Below are 19,765 nucleotides of genomic sequence, written 5' to 3'. Positions count from 1 at the left end.
TTATCATCAGGTTCAAGAATGAGTTTAAAAGTTAAATTTCAAAAGCCAGTTTAAGGCAAGATTCTCTGTTACTCATATAACATATTGAAATTCACTATTTCACTCAGTATACAAAATAAACTTTAGGATGATTTTCCTTTTAATTATCGTGAGTTAACAGTTCGATAGTATAAATCATTCAAAAGCGTGATTAAGGTATAAATTATTACAACGCTCTCTGCTCAGTTACCTCTAAATTGGTACATTACTAACAAGGTTAATCCATAATAAGCGTGCATAATGAACCCTACAACAACACAAGAAAGGTTACTAAACCTCGACTACATGACCTTATTAGTTTTTTTAAGGCTATATGAATTCCAAAGCGGAAAATTAACAGCTGAGTCATTTAGCGTCCCTCAATCAAAAATCAGCCGCTGTTTATCAAGGCTCAGAGAAGCTTTTGATGATCCTTTGTTTGTAAAAAGAGTGTCAGGATTAGAAATTACCGATAAGTCACAGCGCTTATATCCAATATTAAAAAAAATTGAAATAAACCACATCGACCTTGCCCAAGAGATTAATAAAAGCGTTGAAAGCTTAGACAGTGACATTATTATTAAAGCTCCATCAGGTTTTACCAATGGCGTATTAAGAAAGCTTTATAACTGCCAATGTGAGAACCATTGCGGCAGTGCATGTGTCAAGTCTGCAGTACTGCAAGACAATGGCTCAAATGATGAAGAAATGCTGTTAAATAGCCAGTGCGATATGGTTATTAGCTGTAATCCGTCTATCCATGTTGGTATTCAAAGCCAAAAGATTTGTGAAGTAACAGACACTTTTGTCGTCGCTAAACATGATCACCCCATTTGGGATGAAATCTATAAACCCCTTTTAGATCGCGTATTAAACTACCCTGTCATTTTAACGGAAGTAATGCACTTCAACAGCGAGCTTGAAGCCACGCCGTTAAAGCAGTTTGCTGACGGCAGAATGCGAGAATTAAAAGTCGCAGCAAAAACCAATAATTTAAATGAGATTTACGACTTTTTAACTGGCACAGATGCCATCACGCTAGTGGTTTCTCAAGGTGCGGTTGATTATTTAACTAATGACGATGCTTTACGCGCGCAAATCGTGCCGCAAACAGAGCGCGCTGAATTAATGCGCAACAAGCCTAATATGACGCTGTATATGCAAACTCGTAAAACTGAGCGCAAGTTATCAAACTGCGTTAAAAATAAGATAGCAGAGCTGATTTCTACGGGTGCCAATGGCTGTATTAAAGCTTGCCAATTATCGCGTTAATCACAATAAATTCATAACGCATGCACCCAGTTATACCACGCCAACTAGGCTAACTTAGTTGGCGTTTTTATTGCCTTAAATCCGCCTATTTGACACATAGCGCTGTTCCCCGCAAGATAATCAACAAACTAAAAAAGACTAAAACCCTCCTAAAACAGGCTTTTATCACTAGATTGCGAAGAATGGAATCAAGATGTTTAGACAAAATATTATTATTACTGGCGCCAGTTCTGGGCTAGGCCAAGGCATGGCACTTGAGTTCGCGAAACAAGGCGCAAACTTAGGTTTGTGCGCAAGGCGCAAACTTAGGTTTGTGCGCAAGGCGGACCGATCGTTTAGAAGCATTAAAAGCCCAAATCAACGACACTTATCCCAATGTCAAAGTCTGGTTACTAGCCTTAGACGTTAACGATCATCAACAAGTATTTGACGTGTTTGACCAATTCAAAGAGTTAATGGGCAATGTCGACAGGGTTATTGTTAATGCAGGCATGGGTAAAGGTGGCTCTATCGGCACAGGGCTATTTGAAGCCAATAAACAGACTGCCCAAACCAATTTTGTTGCCGCATTAGCTCAGTGTGAAGCAGCAATGAAAATTTTCAGACAACAAAATGCAGGGCATCTGGTCACCGTTTCATCAATTAGTGCTCTGCGCGGTTTCAGGCGCGCGATGACGGTTTACGCCGCGACTAAAGCTGGACTGACTTCGTTAACCGAAGGGATCCGACTCGATGTTATAAATACACCAATAGCGGTTACTTGTGTGCATCCAGGATACATTAAAACTGAGATTAACGATCACGCTGATGGCGCGCCATTTATGGTTGATGCAGAAACCGGTTGTCGAGCTATGGTCAAAGCTATCAATAAAGAGCCGGCTAACTGTTATGTGCCGAGTTACCCATGGGCATTTATCCAACTTATTTTAAGAGTACTGCCAGATAAAATTCTGCGCAAAATGAGTTAAAAAACAACAAATCGAACAAGCATCAAACCAAAAGACAGTAAAATTGTTCAATAAATATTTTGATACCGTATCATCTTAAATTACGGCTCTGCATAAAAAAGAGAAGCATTAAGCTTCTCTTTTTTGTGCTCGTCTCGCGCCCGTCTAATGAGTATAGGGCGACAAAGTCGCTTACTTAAGTTCAGTAATATTGATTGAACCTTTACCGTAAGTTGGATGACCTTTTTGTTGTTCTTCAGGCAGTTGATTAATGCAGTAATTGATATAAAAAATGTTAAACACGACTGTGAGAATTTTATTCATTTTCAAATCAATTCCAAAATTCACATGGGCATAGTCTTGTAATGCAGAACGGGCCCTAAATGACCAAAACACGTACAAGAAGAAAGCGCCAAAAAGTAACAAACTACCTACTCCACTCAATAACCCCATTGCACTGTGTGACAGCACACCACCAAAGCCAAAGCAAACCGCAATAGCGATAATAAAGTCGTCATCAGCGGTGCGAATTGATGTAATTGCATCCATTTTGGGATACTTAGCAAATAACCAAATTATCGGGTAAATACCACCAGTAAAAATGGTTAACCAAAATAGTCTGCTGGTTTTAGTATTAATCTTTTCTGGCAGTTCTTTAATGTTGTTCATAAAACTTGATCAAACCTTTGTCATATTTACTGGTTAACAGTCATCTTTCTCAATTTCAGCCACGAGTAACTGAATTCGAGAATACATCTAGTTTAACGATAGATAGAATACCCTTGCCGATTATAAAATAAAAAACATCTCAGTTTGATTAAATAACACTATAAATCAGCACTTAACTCTCAGTTTAGACCAAATTTAGTCCTTAATATCTTTATATTCGATAAAAAGGCGTTATCCATAAAAAAACGAGAATAAACATACTTTCTACTATATACTCTATAAAGCTCGTTTGTTAACATGACACACAAACTAAACCGTGAGTTCCTTGGCCAACGCATCAGCATAGCCCATCTTAGTTAATGCCGTGCGAATAATATCTAGCGTCATCGGATCTTCAATAGTGGCAGGCATAGTATATTCGTTATTGTCAGCAATCTTACGCATGGTGGCGCGCAAGATTTTACCCGAGCGGGTTTTAGGCAGTTTTTGCACCGCGCTGACTAATCGAAAAGACGCCACTGGGCCAATTTCATGTCTCACCAATGCTAGTAACTCTTGATATAAAACTTCATCAGATAACTCGACGCCATTTTTAAGTACCACTAGCCCTAACGGTACCTGACCTTTGAGTTTATCTTGCACCCCAATAACCGCCGCTTCTGCAACCGCTGAATGTTGGCACAATACCTCTTCAAAGCGCCCAGTAGATAATCGGTGCCCAGCAACGTTAATAATGTCATCTATGCGGCTCATAATATACAGGTAGCCATCTTCATCAATATAGCCCGCATCGCCCGTTAAATAATAACCTTGATACATAGATAAATAGCTCTCCACATAGCGTTTATCGTTGTTCCATAAGGTGGTTAAGTTACCCGGTGGCAACGGCAGTTTAATCACCACATTACCACTTTCATTGGCGCTAACTTGCTCGCCCATGGCATCGAGTACTTCGACCTGATAACCGGGTACTGGTCTTGCGGGCGATCCCGCTTTAATCTCGATAGGATCTATCCCCATCAAATTCGCCGCAACTGGCCAACCGGTTTCAGTTTGCCACCAGTGATCGATAACAGGTTTGGCCAATTTATCTTGGGCCCAATTGAGCGTGTCGGGATCGCAGCGTTCACCCGCAAGAAATACTTGCCCTAAACACGATAAATCAACACCTTTAACTAATGCTCCGTCAGGATCTTCGCGTTTAATGGCTCGAATGGCCGTCGGCGCGGTAAAAAAGCTTTTTACATTATATTGTTCGATGATCCGCCAAAAAGCCCCCGCATCGGGGGTACCAATGGGCTTACCTTCATACATCAATGTTGTTGCGCCAACTAATAATGGCCCGTAAACAATATAAGAATGACCCACAACCCAGCCCACATCTGATGCTGCCCAAAACACATCGCCAGCGCCGATATTATATATGTGCTTCATAGACCAGATTAGCGCCACCCCATGGCCACCATTATCTCTCACCACGCCTTTGGGTTGGCCTGTTGTACCTGAGGTATAAAGCACATACAGCGGATGGGTCGCTTCAACGGCGACGCAATCCACTGACGATGCATGGCTCACAGCACTTTGCCAGTCAACGTCCCTTGGGCTTTGTAAGTCTGCAGTATATTGAGGTCGATTGAGAATAACGCAATGGTCAACTTGGTGAGACGCTTGAGCTAAGGCATCATCTAATAGCGGTTTGTACTTCACCACGCCTGACGGCTCAATACCACAAGATGCCGATAAAATAAGTTTCGGTTTAGCATCATTAATCCGGGTGGCTAATTCATTGGCTGCAAAGCCGCCAAACACCACAGAGTGAATGGCGCCTATGCGGGCACAGGCCAGCATGGCATAGGCGGTTTCTGGCACCATCGGCATATAAATGACCACTCTATCGCCCTTTTCAATGCCAATGGATTGCATGTAACCGGCTAACCGGCTCACTTGGGATAGTAATTCTTGATAACTAATACTGTACTGATTTTGGGTTACAGGACTTATGTATTCAATGGCAATGCGATCACCGTGGCCAGCTAACACATGACGGTCAACAGCGTTATAGCAGGTATTCATTTCGCCACCAGCAAACCATTGATAAAATGGCGCATTAGCCTCATCTAACACACTATCAAACAGCTTATCCCAGGTAATGGCCTTGGCAGCCTTTCCCCAAAACCCTTGTTTATCCTGTAAAGAATCTTGATGCATTTCAATCCCTAAACCAGCCATAAGCTACTCCCCACTGAACGATTGACCTTTCACGCTAAGTCATACCTTTAAATAACTTACCGTGAGTAATATTGAATTAACTTCATTATGGCGTGGTTAAAAAAGTTTCCCCATTAGACCAAGGGATATAGAAATCTCAGCAATAACACTTAAATAAAAACTTCAGTGTTATGATGCTAACTTAATGATAATTATAAGTTAGCACTAAAAATCACCATTAATTATCAACCTAATTAATGGCGTCTTTGCTACAATATTGAATTCACTATTCTGTCACTGCGCCATTCTTGCGCGCGGTAATCCCTAGGCCTTGGCAAGCTGTATTTACATTGTTTTTTAACAAAAACAGCCTTGGCAACTGGCGACAAACTTTACCTTTACGTAAACTTCATATATCTTGCATCAAAAGACGTACTTTTGGTGAAACGATGAGCGCAAATTTAAACCCACAATCCACTTATTCAATTAGTGATTTATCAAAGGAATTTGATATCACCACACGTAGTATTCGGTTTTATGAAGACCAAGGCTTAATAAAACCTAAGCGCCGCGGTCAAACACGTATCTATAGTTTAAAAGATCGTGTGCGCTTAAAACTGATATTACGAGGTAAACGTTTAGGTTTTTCGTTAGCGGAAACCCGTCGTTTGTTTGAGCTTTACGATGCAGATAAAAGCAGTACTTCTCAACTACAAACAATGCTCGATTTAGTAGAAGAGAAAAAAGCTTCTTTGCAGCAGCAAATGGACGATATCAAGGTGGTACTTATGGAACTGAACTCTGCTGAGCAGCAATGTAAGTCAGCCCTAGAGGAAAGTGTTAAATAGCGACTCATCATCGACAGCAAAAGATCCGTTTAACTGAATAATAACAGCAACAATATAAAAATTATAAGCCTAAGGAACAAGATAGTTTCACGGCGCAAATAGCTAATATTCAACAGGACACAAGACAATGACATCACTCTATACAAGCCTTAATTTCGGCCTGGGCGAAGACGTGGACATGCTTCGCGATGCCGTACATGATTTTGCCAGCAACGAGATTGCGCCCATCGCGGCGCAAGTTGATCAAGATAATGCTTTTCCTAACCACATGTGGCCAGTTCTAGGAGAGATGGGACTCCTTGGCGTCACCGTGCCTGAAGAGTATGGCGGCGCGAATATGGGCTACCTTGCCCATGTCGTCGCCATGGAAGAAATCTCCCGCGCCTCTGCTTCTATTGGCTTAAGTTACGGCGCCCACTCAAACCTTTGCGTTAATCAAATTAACCGTAATGGCAGCGCTGAGCAAAAAGCCAAGTACTTACCCAAATTAGTTAGCGGTGAACATATCGGCGCACTGGCCATGAGTGAACCTAATGCGGGCTCAGACGTGGTGTCAATGAAGTTAAGCGCCCGTAAACAAGGCGACAGTTACATTCTTAATGGTAACAAAATGTGGATCACCAATGGTCCTGATGCTGACACCTTAGTGATTTATGCCAAAACTGATGCAGACAAAGGCCCACATGGCATCACTGCATTTATTGTTGAAAAAACCTTTAAAGGATTCAGCACCGCACAAAAACTCGATAAATTAGGCATGCGCGGCTCCAATACCTGTGAATTGGTATTTGAGAATTGTGAAGTCCCTGAAGAAAATATCTTAGGCGGCCTTAACAATGGCGTAAAAGTACTGATGAGCGGCCTTGATTACGAACGCGTGGTGTTATCAGGTGGGCCGTTAGGCATCATGAATGCCTGTATGGATATTGTCATGCCTTATATTCACGAGCGGGAACAATTTGGTAAATCCATTGGTCAATTCCAATTAGTCCAAGGCAAGCTTGCCGATATGTACACCGGCATGAACGCTGCTAAATCCTACATCTATAACGTGGCCAAATCTTGTGACCGCGGCGAAACCACCCGTAAAGATGCTGCTGGCGCAATTTTATATAGCGCCGAGCTTGCCACAAAAATGTCACTGGATGCGATTCAGTTACTAGGTGGCAATGGTTACGTCAATGAATATGCCACAGGGCGTTTATTACGTGATGCCAAGTTATATGAAATTGGTGCGGGAACCTCAGAAATTCGCCGCATGTTGATTGGACGTGAGCTGTTTAATGAATCCAAATAGCTGTTAAATTTGGATAGCTAATCCAAATAACTTCTAGAATTTAGCTAGTTAGCAGCACACTAAAAAATACAATCAACACCAAATTATTCAAAAGTTAACGTCAATAGCAAAGTGTTTAGTGCGTAGCGTGGTTGAGGCCCCATCCCCCTTTAGACTCAGCCATGCTAACGCCTCACTTGACTCATTAAGGATATGAATTGTGACGCAATTGAGCAGCCGTATTAACGCCCGTAGTGACGAGTTTAAAGCCAAGCATGATGACATGGTGGCATTAGTTGATGATCTAAAAATCAAACTCACCCAAATTGAACAAGGTGGCGGTCCCGTCGCCCTTGAACGCCACCTGTCACGAGGTAAATTACTGCCCCGTCATCGAGTCGAAAAACTGCTCGATCCCGGCTCACCCTTTTTAGAAATATCCCAATTCGCCGCCTATGAAGTTTATGATGAAGCTGTGCCCGCAGCCGGTGTGATTGCCGGTATTGGTCGTGTAAGCGGTGTTGAATGTATGATTATCGCCAATGACGCCACCGTTAAAGGCGGTACTTACTACCCTATTACGGTGAAAAAGCATTTACGGGCCCAAGACATTGCCAGTCGCTGTCATTTACCTTGTATCTACCTAGTGGATTCAGGCGGGGCAAACTTACCAAGGCAAGATGAAGTGTTTCCCGATCGCGATCATTTCGGGCGTATTTTTTACAACCAAGCGCAAATGTCAGCTAAAGGCATTCCGCAAGTGGCTGTGGTCATGGGTTTGTGTACAGCAGGTGGCGCCTATGTTCCCGCCATGGCAGATGAGTCGATTATCGTAAAAGAGCAAGGCACTATTTTTTTAGCCGGCCCGCCATTAGTTAAAGCCGCTACCGGCGAAGAAGTAACCGCCGAAGAATTAGGCGGCGCTGAAGTACATACTAAGATTTCTGGTGTTGCCGACCATTTAGCCCAAAATGATGACCACGCACTTGAGCTTGCCCGTAAAGCCATTTCACGCTTAAACCATCAAAAGCAAATTACAGCCCAGCTAAGTCCATCAAAGCCACCTAAATTCGATATCAGTGAATTGTACGGCATTGTCGGTACCGACCTTAAAAAACCCTTTGATGTTAAAGAGGTTATTGCCCGGGTTGTTGATGACTCAGATTTTGATGAATTTAAAGCCAATTACGGTAACACGCTGGTTTGCGGCTTTGCCCGCATTCATGGCTACCCTGTCGGCATTGTGGCTAACAACGGCATTTTATTTTCTGAATCTGCCCAAAAAGGCGCGCACTTTATTGAATTGTGTTGCCAACGCAAAATCCCATTACTGTTCCTGCAAAACATCACTGGTTTTATGGTAGGTAAAAAGTACGAACATGAGGGTATTGCTAAGCACGGCGCTAAAATGGTTACCGCAGTATCTTGTGCCAATGTGCCTAAATTTACCGTCATCATTGGTGGCAGTTATGGCGCGGGTAACTACGGCATGTGTGGCCGTGCATTTGAGCCCACCATGATGTGGATGTGGCCCAATGCTCGCATTTCAGTCATGGGCGGCGAACAAGCTGCTGGTGTATTGGCCACAGTTCGCCGTGACGGTTTAGCCCGTAAAGGCCAAGACTGGTCTGATGAAGACGAGCAAGCCTTTAGAAAACCGATTGTTGAGCAATATGACAAAGAAGGTCATCCCTACCATGCCAGTGCACGCCTGTGGGATGACGGCATTATCGACCCTGCTCAAACGCGTGATGTAGTGGGTTTAGCGTTATCGGCGGCGTTAAATGCGCCTATTGAAGATACCAAGTTTGGTGTGTTCCGCATGTAATTGCGGTTATTCATTCAATATCAATAGGAGCATGCAAACATGGCAATAGCCAACCCATATCAATACATTCAATGCCAGCTTAACCAAGGCGTTGGTGAATTAATTTTAGACCGCGTTGAAAAACATAATGCCTTTGATGAAGTGATGATTAATGAAATGATCACCGCCATCGAAGCCTTTGCCGAAAACGACCAATGCCAGCAATTAATATTGCGCGCCAACGGTAAAAACTTCAGTGCTGGCGCTGACCTTAACTGGATGCGCAAGCAAGCCAAAATGGACTTTGAGCAAAACCTCAATGACGCCCATGAACTGGCTAAATTAATGCACGTGCTAGATAAGTTTCCTAAGCCGACTATCGCCTTAGTCAATGGCGCAGCCTTTGGCGGCGCACTGGGATTAATTTGCTGCTGCGATATTGCCATTGCCAATGAGCGCGCAAGCTTTTGCCTCAGTGAAGTCAAACTCGGTTTAATCCCTGCGGTTATCAGCCCTTATGTGGTGCGAGCCATGGGCAACCGCCAAGCACGACGTTATATGCTCACCGCCGAGCGCTTCAGTGCCACTGTAGCCTTAACTCATCAAATAATTCATGAAGTTAATGATGATTTAGACGCAGCAGCCCAGCCGTTTATCGAGGCCTTTAACGCTAACAGTCCCCAAGGCATGGCATGGGTTAAAACCTTAGTGTCCCACCTTGAAGATGGCGTGATAAATGACGCCACCCTTGCCCATACTAGCGAGCAGATTGCCCGCATACGTGTATCAGACGAAGGCCAAGAAGGCCTCAATGCATTCTTTGAAAAACGTTCACCATCATGGCGTGCTCAATCGACTAAAAGCAGCGCTAAGACTGATGCACAAGGAGCCCAATAATGTTTACTAAGATTTTAATTGCCAATCGTGGTGAAATTGCCTGTCGCATCATCAACACCGCCCGCGCCATGGGCGTTCGTACTGTAGCGCTTTATTCTGATGCCGATAAAGATGCCCGCCATGTCACCATGGCCGATGAATCTTTCCACATTGGTGGCAGCGCTCCGGCTGATTCATACCTAAAAGCTGATTTGATCATTGAAATTGCGAAAAAGTCAGCCGCTGAAGCGATTCACCCCGGTTATGGTTTCTTGTCTGAAAACGCTGACTTTGCTCGCAACTGTGAGCAAAACGGCATTGTATTTATCGGCCCAGGCAGTGATGCCATTGATGCTATGGGCAGTAAAAGCGCCGCCAAAATGATTATGGGCGCAGCCAATGTTCCATTAGTGCCCGGTTATCATGGTGATGACCAATCAGATGAAACCCTACTGGCTGAAGCTGAAAATGTTGGTTACCCCATGCTGATTAAAGCGGCCTATGGCGGTGGTGGCAAAGGCATGAAGATTGTTGAAAGCCAAGCTGAAGTGCTAGCAGCGATTAACTCAGCTCGTCGAGAAGCGGCATCATCGTTTGGTAATGACAAATTATTAATGGAACGCTACTTACGCCAGCCACGTCATGTGGAGCTACAAGTGTTTGCCGATACTTTCGGTAATACCATCTATTTATCAGATCGTGATTGCTCCATCCAGCGTCGCCATCAAAAAGTGGTCGAAGAAGCGCCAGCCCCAGGGCTGTCAGATGCACTGCGTAAGCAAATGGGTGAAGCGGCAGTAGCCGCAGCTAAAGCCATTGATTATGTGGGCGCAGGCACGGTTGAGTTTCTATTAGATACTGATGGCAGTTTCTACTTCATGGAAATGAACACCCGTCTACAGGTTGAGCACCCAGTTACAGAAATGGTCACCGGGCAAGACTTAGTAAAATGGCAACTAATGGTCGCTAGTGGCAGTGAGTTGCCCCTTACCCAAGCTGAAGTGCGTATTCATGGCCACGCCTTTGAAGCTCGTATTTATGCTGAAGATCCCCGCAATGAATTTTTACCCGCGTCAGGCAAGTTAACCTTCTTGCGCGAGCCGGATCAAAACCGTCATGTACGCATTGATTCAGGCATTCGCGAAAATGATGTCATTAGTAACTTTTACGACCCAATGATTTCAAAACTGATTGTCTGGGACGAATCTCGCCCCCGCGCACTGCAGCGCTTAACCCACGCATTAAGCTCGTATCAAATCAGCGGCCTTAAACACAATATCGAGTTCCTCGCTAATATTGCTGAGCATAAAGCCTTTGCAGACGCCAATTTTTGTACCGACTTTATCGAGCGCTATTCCGACAGTTTAATTGGCAATGTTACTGATGAGTCAGACAACGCACTGGCATTAGCGGGGCTTTATCAAGTATTAGCTCGCCAGCAAGCGGCAAAATCCACCGCCACCAACAGCCACGACCCTTACTCACCGTGGGGACAAGTTAGTGGCTTTAGACTCAATAGCGCCAGCGTGCATCATGTTGCCCTACTCAGCGACAGCAGTGACGAGCAGCAATTGCACAATCTCGTCATCACCGATTTAGGCGATGCACTGCATCTTAACCTTAACGGCCAAGCATTATCGCTTGCAGGCACCATTAAAGATGACATGCTGCAGGCTGAAATTAATGGCCATAAAAGCAACATTCCCGTCAGCCATCAAGGTGATGACTTTACCTTGTTCTTACCGAGCGGCAGCTATCACTTTAAAGCGATATTAGCCCAAATAGCTGAAGACACCATTGATAGCGCCGACAAATTAAAAGCGCCAATGAATGGCACTGTGGTCACTCACTTAGTTGAGGTGGGCGATAGCGTCACTGAAGGCCAAGGCTTATTAGTGATGGAAGCGATGAAAATGGAATACACCATTGAAGCGCCATTTGATGGTGTGGTCAGTGAATTTTACTTTCAAAGCGGCGAGCTCGTCACCGATGGTGCCCAACTGCTAAATGTCGAGCCAACAACACTTGATGTCACAGCGCCTGAATCTGCTGACTCGGAGGCATAAATGTTACCGAGCAATCTCCCGACTCAGGTCAGTATTTTTGAAGTTGGTGCCCGTGACGGACTGCAAAATGAAACCACGGTCTCTATTGAAAACAAAATTACTCTTATTGAGCAGTTAGCCGCTGCCGGTGTTAATCGTATTGAAGCGGCCAGCTTTGTTTCACCTAAGTGGGTGCCACAAATGGCCGACTCAGGTGATATTTTACGGCAAATTAAGCGTAAACAAGGCGTGGTCTACTCTGCCCTCACCCCAAATTTAAAAGGGCTGGAACTTGCCCTTGACGCTGGCGCAGATGAAGTGGCCATCTTTGGCGCCGCATCAGAAAGCTTCAGCCAACGCAATATTAACTGCTCGATTGACGAGTCAATCGCCCGCTTTGAGCCAGTCATGGCGCTCGCTAAAGCGCGAAACATTAAGGTACGCGGTTATGTTTCCTGTGTACTGGGCTGCCCCTATGAAGGCGAGATAAAGAGCACAGAAGTGGCCCGCGTGTCTGAAATACTTTACAAAATGGGCTGTTACGAGATCTCCCTCGGAGACACCATTGGTGTTGGCACGCCACTAAAAGCCCGTAAGATGGTTGAAACCGTCGCTAATTTAGTGCCTGTCGATAAACTGGCGCTACACTTTCATGACACCTACGGCCAAGCATTAGCCAACATTCAAGCCTGTTTAACCACAGGCGTAAGCGTAATTGACTCATCGGTCGCAGGCCTTGGCGGCTGCCCTTATGCCAAAGGCGCATCGGGTAATCTCGCCACTGAAGATTTAGTTTATATGCTCCATGGCATGGGCATAGAAACTGGCATTGATTTACACAAACTTGCCCAAGCAGGCAATCAAATCAGCCAAGTATTGGGCCGCACCACAGGTTCAAAAGTCGCCCAAGCGCTAACGGTATAGGCCATTGTTTAAAGTCAGTGCTTAATAGCGCACATTAAAACGATATAAATTTGCAAACCGCAAACTGAAAAGGACAAGATTATGGCAGGACTCAACAAAGTCGTTCACAGTTACCAAGAAGCCCTAAACGGCCTCAATAACGACATGACAATTATGGTCGGTGGCTTTGGCCTGTGTGGTATCCCTGAAGGCCTGATTAATCATATGGTGACCACAGGCGTAACTGGGCTTACCGCAATTTCAAACAACGCTGGGGTTGATGATTTTGGTTTGGGCTTATTGTTAAAGCAGCGCCAAATTGCCACCATGATTGCCTCATACGTGGGTGAAAACGCCACTTTTGAACAGCAAATGCTATCAGGTGAGTTAAATGTCATCTTAACCCCACAAGGCACCTTGGCTGAAAAAATTCGTGCTGGCGGAGCGGGTATCCCAGCCTTTTTCACTGCAACTGGTTACGGCACGCCAATCGCTGATGGTAAAGAAACCCGTGAAATTAAAGGCCGTAATTATGTGCTTGAAGAGTCACTAACCGCCGATTTCGCCTTAGTTCGTGCATGGAAAGCCGATACCATGGGTAACTTAATCTTTCGTAAAACAGCGGCTAACTTTAATCCTATGATGGCTACCGCAGGCAAAATCACCGTGGTAGAAGCGGAAGAAATTGTCCAGCCGGGCGAGCTAGACCCAAACCATATTCATACCCCTGGTATTTATGTTGATCGGGTGATTCAAGCAAGTTTTGAGAAACGTATTGAGCAGCGCACCGTTAAACCTCAACCTGACAACCAAGCATAAGGAGCAAGATCATGGCTTTATCAAGAGAACAACTTGCTCAACGTGTAGCCCAAGAAATGCAAGACGGCTTTTACGTTAACTTAGGTATCGGTATTCCGACCTTAGTGGCTAACTACATTCCTGCAGGCATGAGCGTGATGCTGCAATCTGAAAACGGCCTATTAGGTATGGGCGAGTTCCCAACTGAAGACACCATTGACGCCGACCTCATCAACGCAGGTAAGCAAACAGTCACCGCAGTTGATGGCGCATCATTTTTCTCATCGGCTGAAAGCTTTGCCATGATCCGTGGCGGCCATGTCGATTTAACCGTGCTCGGCGCTTTTGAAGTTGATGTAAACGGCTCAATCGCCTCTTGGATGATCCCAGGTAAATTGATTAAAGGCATGGGCGGCGCCATGGATTTAGTGGCAGGCGCTGACAATATTATTGTCACCATGATGCATGCTGACAAAAAAGGTAACTCTAAGTTATTACCTTTATGCGAGCTGCCATTAACCGGTTATGGCTGCATTAAACGTGTCATGACTGACTTGGCCTTTATGGAAATCAAAGACGGCGCATTCCACTTATTAGAACGTGCTCCAGGTGTGAGTGTTGAAGAGATTCAATCTAAAACTGCAGGTAAGTTGGTTGTGCCAGAGCATGTACCAGAAATGGTATTTTAACTTCTAGCCAAAAGTTAATGTGTTGGCCTTTTTAAGATCAAAAGCGGACTCATTGGAGTTCGTTTTTTTGTTGGCTGCCAACTTCGGTTGAATTATTTAGTTTTTGAAAGATTAACGTCGTGGCGCTTCGCCCACACCAGACCAAAAGGGAGTGAACGGCAACTCCCTCTTGGAACACCCACCCGCTCCAACGAAGTGTTATTCCTCTGACTTACTAAGCCAATTGACTACCGCCTTAGATTCGCCATCCATGGCTCAACTAAGGCTATGTCGGCGTCCTGCCTCCATCACGTCAATTAGCTTAACGTCATCGGACACTTCAAATGGAGATTGTTGAATCGGCAGGTTTGTTTTTAATTAGATATTCAATTTACTTTACCTAAACTTATTTTCTTCACTTATTGCCTTCTAAATAAACTCGTTCATATACATAATAAATATACATAATCCAACAGGTATCAATCACTATAAGAATCAACATTGGTGAAAATTTATCAAAGAAACCTAAGATTGCTGAATACAATCCAGTGGAAGCATAAACACATAAGAAAATAAGTTTGAAATCTGCATCATATTTAAACTGTATTAGTTTCGACTTGATCTGACATTCAACTTGAAAAAGTGAGAGTTACCCGTTTTGATAAAGGTGTCGAATCTTTTAATCAAAACCAAAGGTAACTCTCATGTTGCATACTAACAATCCAATCATTAAACACAAAGCAGGTTTACTCAATTTAGCTGAAGAGCTGGGTAACGTATCTCGAGCATGTAAAGTAATGGGTGTCTCTAGAGATACATTTTATCGCTATCAAGAACTTGTTGAAGATGGTGGTATTGAAGCCTTAATTGAAAAGACACGCAGAACACCTAATCTGAAGAATCGAGTTGACGAAGCGACCGAACAGTCAGTAATTAAATATGCTATCGACTTTCCGGCTCATGGCCAACATAGAACCAGTAATGAACTGCGTAAGCTGGGGATATTTGTGTCAGGTAGTGGTGTTCGCTCTATTTGGCTTCGCCATAACCTAGAAAACTTTAAGAAACGGCTTAAAGCATTAGAGGACAAGGTCGCCAATGACGGAATTATACTAACCGATGCCCAAGTTGCTGCTCTTGAAAAGAAAAAACATGATGATGAAGCATGTGGCGAGATAGAAACTCATCATCCAGGCTACCTCGGCTCACAAGATACGTTCTATGTCGGTAACCTAAAAGGTGTGGGTAGGATCTACCAACAGACTTTCGTCGATACTTATAGCAAGGTAGCGTTTGCCAAGCTCTATACGACAAAAACACCAATCACCGCAGCAGATATGCTCAACGATAAAGTTCTGCCTTATTTCGAACAACACGAGCTTCCTATGCTACGAATATTGACTGATAGGGGAACAGAATACTGCGGGCGAGTTGAGCAGCATGACTACCAGTTATACCTAGCAATAAATGATATCGATCATACAAAAACTAAGGCAATGTCACCGCAAACGAATGGTATTTGTGAACGGTTCCATAAGACAATTTTGAATGATTTTTATCAGGTTACTTTCCGAAAAAAGCTATACGATAATTTAGAAATGTTGCAAAAAGATCTAGACGCATGGATAAATTACTACAACAATGATCGAACTCATCAAGGCAAAATGTGCTGTGGTCGAACGCCACTTGAAACATTATTGGATGGGAAACAGATTTGGGCAGATAAAAATCTAGCTCAAATCTAAGCTGACAGACACCATAAAAAATGGGTAACTGTCAGATCAAGTCTGAGCTACTACATTTAAACAGTTTTATTTCTTCCTGTGTAAAAAGCGCGACTAAAAATATAATTCCACTTACAACTCCGACTGCATAATTTCCCAAAAAAGTGAAAAATAGACTTCCTTGCATAAACATAATTGGAATTATCGACGACTGTATAAAAGAATAGGTATCTTGACGCTCACAGCCTTCATACGGATTTTCCATTTATATCATTCCCTTTGGTTATTATCTAAATTCTGGCCTACAAATCATTACTCAAAATCTGAGGGTTCCCACTTATTCGTTAGCGGATAACACTGGCTTGCTATATTTATTCAGCCCCCCAACAAAAGATATGGTACTAAAAAACAATATAGGTGTTTTAAATTCTGTCCCTTGGGGTTGCGCCTTTATCAAAAGTTACTCCCGATTTCATATAATAAGTGGGAACAGATCAAACTTTCTTTATCGTACAGCAAAATTAATCTGCGGGTTCGATGATCTCCGTTGGAAGTGTCTGAATCCGTTAAGCTAATTTTAGTGATGGAGGCAGTTCATTCTCTTGCATCCATGCACTTCATGACATTCAAGCATCCAGTCTATCGAAACTGATATTACCTCAGTTGAGTCATGGTCACTCTGATATCCCTGTCTTCGAGACATTCATATATCCACATGTAACCCTCCCTTATATCGATCATATTTTAAGAGAGGGTTACAGAGGATATTTAACATTCATTATACTAATCAAAAAAATATAGACCTCAACTGTCAAATGATAAGTTTGAACGCCAAACATTTCTTTTTCCATGTTCAATAATATCTATATAACCTAGTGATTCTAATCTAGCTAATTGCTCCCTTATCACGCTTTTCACTGAACCGATTTCGAGAGCTAAGTCATTTTCTGAGGGCAAATTCTGACCAGATTTATAATGCCCATTTAAATATTCAAAAACAATCCTGAATTGGAAATGTTGGTTTAACATTTTATTCAATCTAACTTGAGATGCTACTCCATCAATCAATGCGTTAAAAAGTTTTGGGTGTTCTATTTTATATTCTTCAAGGTTCAACTTTGGTGCTTCAATAACATCAGCTAGATGTGCTAAGTTTTTAAAACCTGTCAGTGCTAATTTTTCATCTAAATTCATAATGGTTCCTATTTATACAATGGATAATAGAGTTTAATAATCAGAATTCTTGCTTCTGATAGTTAATTTAAAATCAATCACCCCTTAGGTGGAAATGGATCATTTCCGTGAGAATCCCGTTTGCGAATTCGACCATCTTGCCTATGAATAAATAATTCTGATTTCTGATTTTTTTCAATCTCTCTTGCAACTTCTATTGCAGAAGATTGAGTTGTGTGTCGACTAGTGAACCTTTCGTTTCCAGCACCTTTAACTCCCCATCCACCTTCAGGATGTGGAACTGCATGTTGATTTTTTCTTGGCATATAAACCTCTGTTGTGAAATGCCTTTATATAGTAACAAAATAACCAAACAACACAGCATGTAGTAAAAACTTACACAAATAACACTATATATAGACTCAAAGGAGCATGTTTTAGCCAAGATAACAATGAAACCTGCGGGCTCAATTCACTCCGTTGGAAGTGTCCGAATGCGTTAAGCTAATTTACGTGATGGAGGCAGGACGCCGACATAGCCTTAGTTGAGCCATGGATGGCGAATCTAAGGCGGTAGTGAATTCGCTTAATTAAGCATGAGGATCAACACTTCGCCGGAGCGGCAAGAATCTTTATATATGAATCAGCGAAAAGGGAAATGCTGTTGTTTCCCTTTCGTCTGGTGTGGGCGAAGCACCACGACTTTAAATCTTAGTCACTGTAGGTAATATTTGAAAAGTAGACGATATAGAAACAGCAAGATTCTTAAACTATGACAAACTATCCGCATTCTTAAAAATATTACATATTTCAGAGGAGCTACTTCCCTCGCCATCGCTACTATCAAATGACAATACAGCTTGAACACCGCCGAGAAGCGCAAAATACTCATGTTCAACACCTTTAAAAGGTTTAATAAACCTAAATACAGAGCAGTGACCAGTAACATAAATATCTTCAATATAATGGTCAGAATATAACTTTTCTATTAGCTCTTTTTTGTCAACAGATAGCTTATCAATTCTAATAATGCCACCCTCATATACTAATAAACTAGTATAAACGAAATACTTTATGCTGGGCTCCCCTCTAGCTATTACATAGTAATCACTCAGTTCAAATGACTGATTACCACCACTTTCATCTGAAAGTAATACAACCTTATTATCTTCTTTATAATCGCTGCTATAAAAAATATAACCGTAAAGTATTAAATCTCTATACAAGTAAGTCAGAACATTTAAAGCAATAATGATAACTAAAAATATGGATAATTTAACTGTCCTTTTTCTTCCATTCCATTTAACTTTATTGGTAGCCATTTTGCTCACTTTGAAGAAGTACTTAACCCCACTTTATAAATAAATGGGGTCAGAGTAAACTTTCTTTATCCAACCAACAATTGAACCTGTTGATTCAATATTCTCCGTTGGAAGTTGCTGAGGGCGTTGAAGAAAATAGCGTGAGCCAGACATGGATGTCTGGCTAGCTTTCGTTTGGCCATGGATGGCCTATCGAAAGCGTCAGCTATTTTCGAATAAGACCGAAGGTGACAACTTCGCCGGAATGGCATGGGATGGTTCTTAGAAAAAGTAAGAGGGGGATTGCTGTTGTTTCCCCTCTTGGTCGGGTGTGGATGGATAACCCACGACGTTGATTTAATGTGGCGAAACGCCACGACTTTAGCAACCGTTAGGTTGTAATCAAATCAAAGTAAACGAATCCAAACACTCCAATAGAACCTATAAATTCAACAATCTACATTGGAAATTGCTGATGTTGTTGAAGAATTGATATTGAAAGAAGAACGTGAGTTTGCAGCTAAGGCTTTATTCGCCCTGATAGGTTAGCCATAAACAACAATGGCAACATTACTGTTGCCATTCATCATTCACTACAATGCTGATGATTAATCTCAGCAGTTATAAAGTACTAATATTAATCATCACGGGTTAGCACTTCTAATAATTCAATTTCAAAGAATAAATCAGAATTAGGCGGGATTTTATCGCCAATTTTGCGCTCGCCATAACCAAGGTGAGCAGGGACTGACAGTTTACGTGTTCCGCCGACCTTCATTGGGTTGTCGCCAATAATACCTTGATACCAACCTTGGATAACCCGTTTAGCGGTGATCACCACTTGAAATGCTACTGAGCTATCAAATACGCTGCCATCGGCTAATTTACCGGTATATTTACAGGTGATTAATGCACCTTTTTCTGCGGCTTTGCCTTCACCAACCGTGATGTCGGTAATATTAAGTTCTGCAAGGGAGGTCATACGAATGCCTTTTCTATAAAATAATGTCGCTATGATAACAGCAAATTGACTCAATTCAGATGCTAAAAATAACTCATAGTCAGTATTTTGCAGCGTTTTTCATCGCTAAATGCTGTTGTAAACATGCTTAGATACTGCCAAACGTTTTTAGCCTATCTTCATTGTCACTGGGGTAATGACCGCCATTGTTAAATAAGTGGGATCAAGAAAAATGGTTCTTAGAAAAGTAAGAGGCGGATTGCTGTTGTTT

Annotated in this window: 16 protein-coding genes and 1 pseudogene; 11 read left to right on the top strand and 6 right to left on the bottom strand. The window is 42.7% G+C overall.

The features are described from left to right. Positions 1-279: 279 nt before the first annotated feature. Positions 280-1,290 (top strand): LysR family transcriptional regulator, encoded by a 1,011-nt coding sequence (locus BCU57_RS02535; RefSeq protein WP_133149354.1) that lies wholly within the window; start codon positions 280-282, stop codon positions 1,288-1,290. Positions 1,291-1,483: 193 nt separating this feature from the next. Then, positions 1,484-2,258, top strand: a pseudogene (locus BCU57_RS02530) (SDR family oxidoreductase). A 171-nt stretch (positions 2,259-2,429) separates the two neighbouring features. On the opposite strand, the gene BCU57_RS02525 reads toward BCU57_RS02530, so the two are convergent. Further along, complete coding sequence (locus tag BCU57_RS02525; RefSeq protein ID WP_102436310.1) at positions 2,430-2,906, bottom strand: hypothetical protein; 477 nt, start codon at positions 2,904-2,906, stop codon at positions 2,430-2,432. 309 nt (positions 2,907-3,215) lie between these two features. Beyond that, entirely contained in the window at positions 3,216-5,135 is a 1,920-nt protein-coding gene (locus BCU57_RS02520; protein ID WP_102436308.1) for a propionyl-CoA synthetase, read from the bottom strand. A gap of 428 nt (positions 5,136-5,563) precedes the next feature. On the opposite strand from BCU57_RS02520, the gene BCU57_RS02515 reads away from it, so the two are divergent. From BCU57_RS02515 to BCU57_RS02475, 9 genes are all read left to right on the top strand, one after another. Beyond that, positions 5,564-5,962, top strand: coding sequence for a MerR family transcriptional regulator (locus tag BCU57_RS02515; RefSeq protein WP_102436306.1), 399 nt, complete (start codon positions 5,564-5,566; stop codon positions 5,960-5,962). A 127-nt stretch (positions 5,963-6,089) separates the two neighbouring features. Beyond that, the gene (locus BCU57_RS02510) at positions 6,090-7,259 is read left to right on the top strand and encodes an isovaleryl-CoA dehydrogenase (RefSeq protein ID WP_102436304.1); all 1,170 of its coding nucleotides are present in this window, start codon (positions 6,090-6,092) and stop codon (positions 7,257-7,259) included. A 199-nt stretch (positions 7,260-7,458) separates the two neighbouring features. Continuing rightward, a complete protein-coding gene (locus tag BCU57_RS02505) occupies positions 7,459-9,066 on the top strand; it encodes a carboxyl transferase domain-containing protein (RefSeq protein WP_102436302.1) in 1,608 nt (535 codons plus the stop codon). A 39-nt stretch (positions 9,067-9,105) separates the two neighbouring features. Then, the gene (locus BCU57_RS02500; RefSeq protein WP_102436300.1) at positions 9,106-9,942 is read left to right on the top strand and encodes an enoyl-CoA hydratase-related protein; all 837 of its coding nucleotides are present in this window, start codon (positions 9,106-9,108) and stop codon (positions 9,940-9,942) included. Next, positions 9,942-11,987 carry an acetyl/propionyl/methylcrotonyl-CoA carboxylase subunit alpha gene (locus BCU57_RS02495; protein ID WP_102436298.1) on the top strand — a complete coding sequence of 682 codons (2,046 nt, stop codon included), beginning with the start codon at positions 9,942-9,944 and terminating at the stop codon, positions 11,985-11,987. Before BCU57_RS02500 ends, BCU57_RS02495 begins: the two co-directional genes overlap by 1 nt. Beyond that, complete coding sequence (locus BCU57_RS02490; RefSeq protein ID WP_102436296.1) at positions 11,988-12,890, top strand: hydroxymethylglutaryl-CoA lyase; 903 nt, start codon at positions 11,988-11,990, stop codon at positions 12,888-12,890. Positions 12,891-12,971: 81 nt separating this feature from the next. Next, a complete protein-coding gene (locus tag BCU57_RS02485) occupies positions 12,972-13,688 on the top strand; it encodes a CoA transferase subunit A (protein ID WP_102436294.1) in 717 nt (238 codons plus the stop codon). Between the two features lie 11 nt (positions 13,689-13,699). Further along, positions 13,700-14,356 carry a 3-oxoacid CoA-transferase subunit B gene (locus tag BCU57_RS02480; protein WP_102436292.1) on the top strand — a complete coding sequence of 219 codons (657 nt, stop codon included), beginning with the start codon at positions 13,700-13,702 and terminating at the stop codon, positions 14,354-14,356. Positions 14,357-15,039: 683 nt separating this feature from the next. Further along, entirely contained in the window at positions 15,040-16,080 is a 1,041-nt protein-coding gene (locus tag BCU57_RS02475) for an IS481 family transposase (protein ID WP_413211389.1), read from the top strand. Positions 16,081-16,863: 783 nt separating this feature from the next. On the opposite strand, the gene BCU57_RS02470 is transcribed toward BCU57_RS02475, so the two are convergent. From BCU57_RS02470 to BCU57_RS02455, 4 genes are all read right to left on the bottom strand, one after another. Then, the gene (locus BCU57_RS02470; RefSeq protein WP_102440644.1) at positions 16,864-17,253 is read right to left on the bottom strand and encodes a GntR family transcriptional regulator; all 390 of its coding nucleotides are present in this window, start codon (positions 17,251-17,253) and stop codon (positions 16,864-16,866) included. Positions 17,254-17,330: 77 nt separating this feature from the next. Continuing rightward, positions 17,331-17,558: a DUF2188 domain-containing protein gene (locus BCU57_RS02465; protein WP_102440645.1), complete on the bottom strand. Its 228-nt coding sequence runs from the start codon at positions 17,556-17,558 to the stop codon at positions 17,331-17,333. 444 nt (positions 17,559-18,002) lie between these two features. Beyond that, positions 18,003-18,554 carry a hypothetical protein gene (locus BCU57_RS02460; RefSeq protein WP_102440646.1) on the bottom strand — a complete coding sequence of 184 codons (552 nt, stop codon included), beginning with the start codon at positions 18,552-18,554 and terminating at the stop codon, positions 18,003-18,005. 616 nt (positions 18,555-19,170) lie between these two features. Continuing rightward, positions 19,171-19,515: an FKBP-type peptidyl-prolyl cis-trans isomerase gene (locus tag BCU57_RS02455; protein ID WP_102440647.1), complete on the bottom strand. Its 345-nt coding sequence runs from the start codon at positions 19,513-19,515 to the stop codon at positions 19,171-19,173. Between the last annotated feature and the right edge of the window lie 250 nt (positions 19,516-19,765).

This window comes from Shewanella sp. 10N.286.48.B5, from assembly GCF_002874355.2.
Classification (GTDB): Bacteria; Pseudomonadota; Gammaproteobacteria; order Enterobacterales; family Shewanellaceae; genus Shewanella.
This window is presented reverse-complemented; position numbering and strand designations above follow the sequence as displayed.

What these genes read in the sequence shown, in the direction of transcription:
- BCU57_RS02535 (WP_133149354.1), top strand. Translation starts at nt 280, where the DNA reads ATGAACCCTACAACAACACAAGAAAGGTTACTAAACCTCGACTACATG.
- BCU57_RS02525 (WP_102436310.1), bottom strand. Translation starts at nt 2,906, where the DNA reads ATGAACAACATTAAAGAACTGCCAGAAAAGATTAATACTAAAACCAGC.
- BCU57_RS02520 (WP_102436308.1), bottom strand. Translation starts at nt 5,135, where the DNA reads ATGGCTGGTTTAGGGATTGAAATGCATCAAGATTCTTTACAGGATAAA.
- BCU57_RS02515 (WP_102436306.1), top strand. Translation starts at nt 5,564, where the DNA reads ATGAGCGCAAATTTAAACCCACAATCCACTTATTCAATTAGTGATTTA.
- BCU57_RS02510 (WP_102436304.1), top strand. Translation starts at nt 6,090, where the DNA reads ATGACATCACTCTATACAAGCCTTAATTTCGGCCTGGGCGAAGACGTG.
- BCU57_RS02500 (WP_102436300.1), top strand. Translation starts at nt 9,106, where the DNA reads ATGGCAATAGCCAACCCATATCAATACATTCAATGCCAGCTTAACCAA.
- BCU57_RS02495 (WP_102436298.1), top strand. Translation starts at nt 9,942, where the DNA reads ATGTTTACTAAGATTTTAATTGCCAATCGTGGTGAAATTGCCTGTCGC.
- BCU57_RS02490 (WP_102436296.1), top strand. Translation starts at nt 11,988, where the DNA reads ATGTTACCGAGCAATCTCCCGACTCAGGTCAGTATTTTTGAAGTTGGT.
- BCU57_RS02485 (WP_102436294.1), top strand. Translation starts at nt 12,972, where the DNA reads ATGGCAGGACTCAACAAAGTCGTTCACAGTTACCAAGAAGCCCTAAAC.
- BCU57_RS02480 (WP_102436292.1), top strand. Translation starts at nt 13,700, where the DNA reads ATGGCTTTATCAAGAGAACAACTTGCTCAACGTGTAGCCCAAGAAATG.
- BCU57_RS02475 (WP_413211389.1), top strand. Translation starts at nt 15,040, where the DNA reads ATGTTGCATACTAACAATCCAATCATTAAACACAAAGCAGGTTTACTC.
- BCU57_RS02470 (WP_102440644.1), bottom strand. Translation starts at nt 17,253, where the DNA reads ATGAATTTAGATGAAAAATTAGCACTGACAGGTTTTAAAAACTTAGCA.
- BCU57_RS02465 (WP_102440645.1), bottom strand. Translation starts at nt 17,558, where the DNA reads ATGCCAAGAAAAAATCAACATGCAGTTCCACATCCTGAAGGTGGATGG.
- BCU57_RS02460 (WP_102440646.1), bottom strand. Translation starts at nt 18,554, where the DNA reads ATGGCTACCAATAAAGTTAAATGGAATGGAAGAAAAAGGACAGTTAAA.
- BCU57_RS02455 (WP_102440647.1), bottom strand. Translation starts at nt 19,515, where the DNA reads ATGACCTCCCTTGCAGAACTTAATATTACCGACATCACGGTTGGTGAA.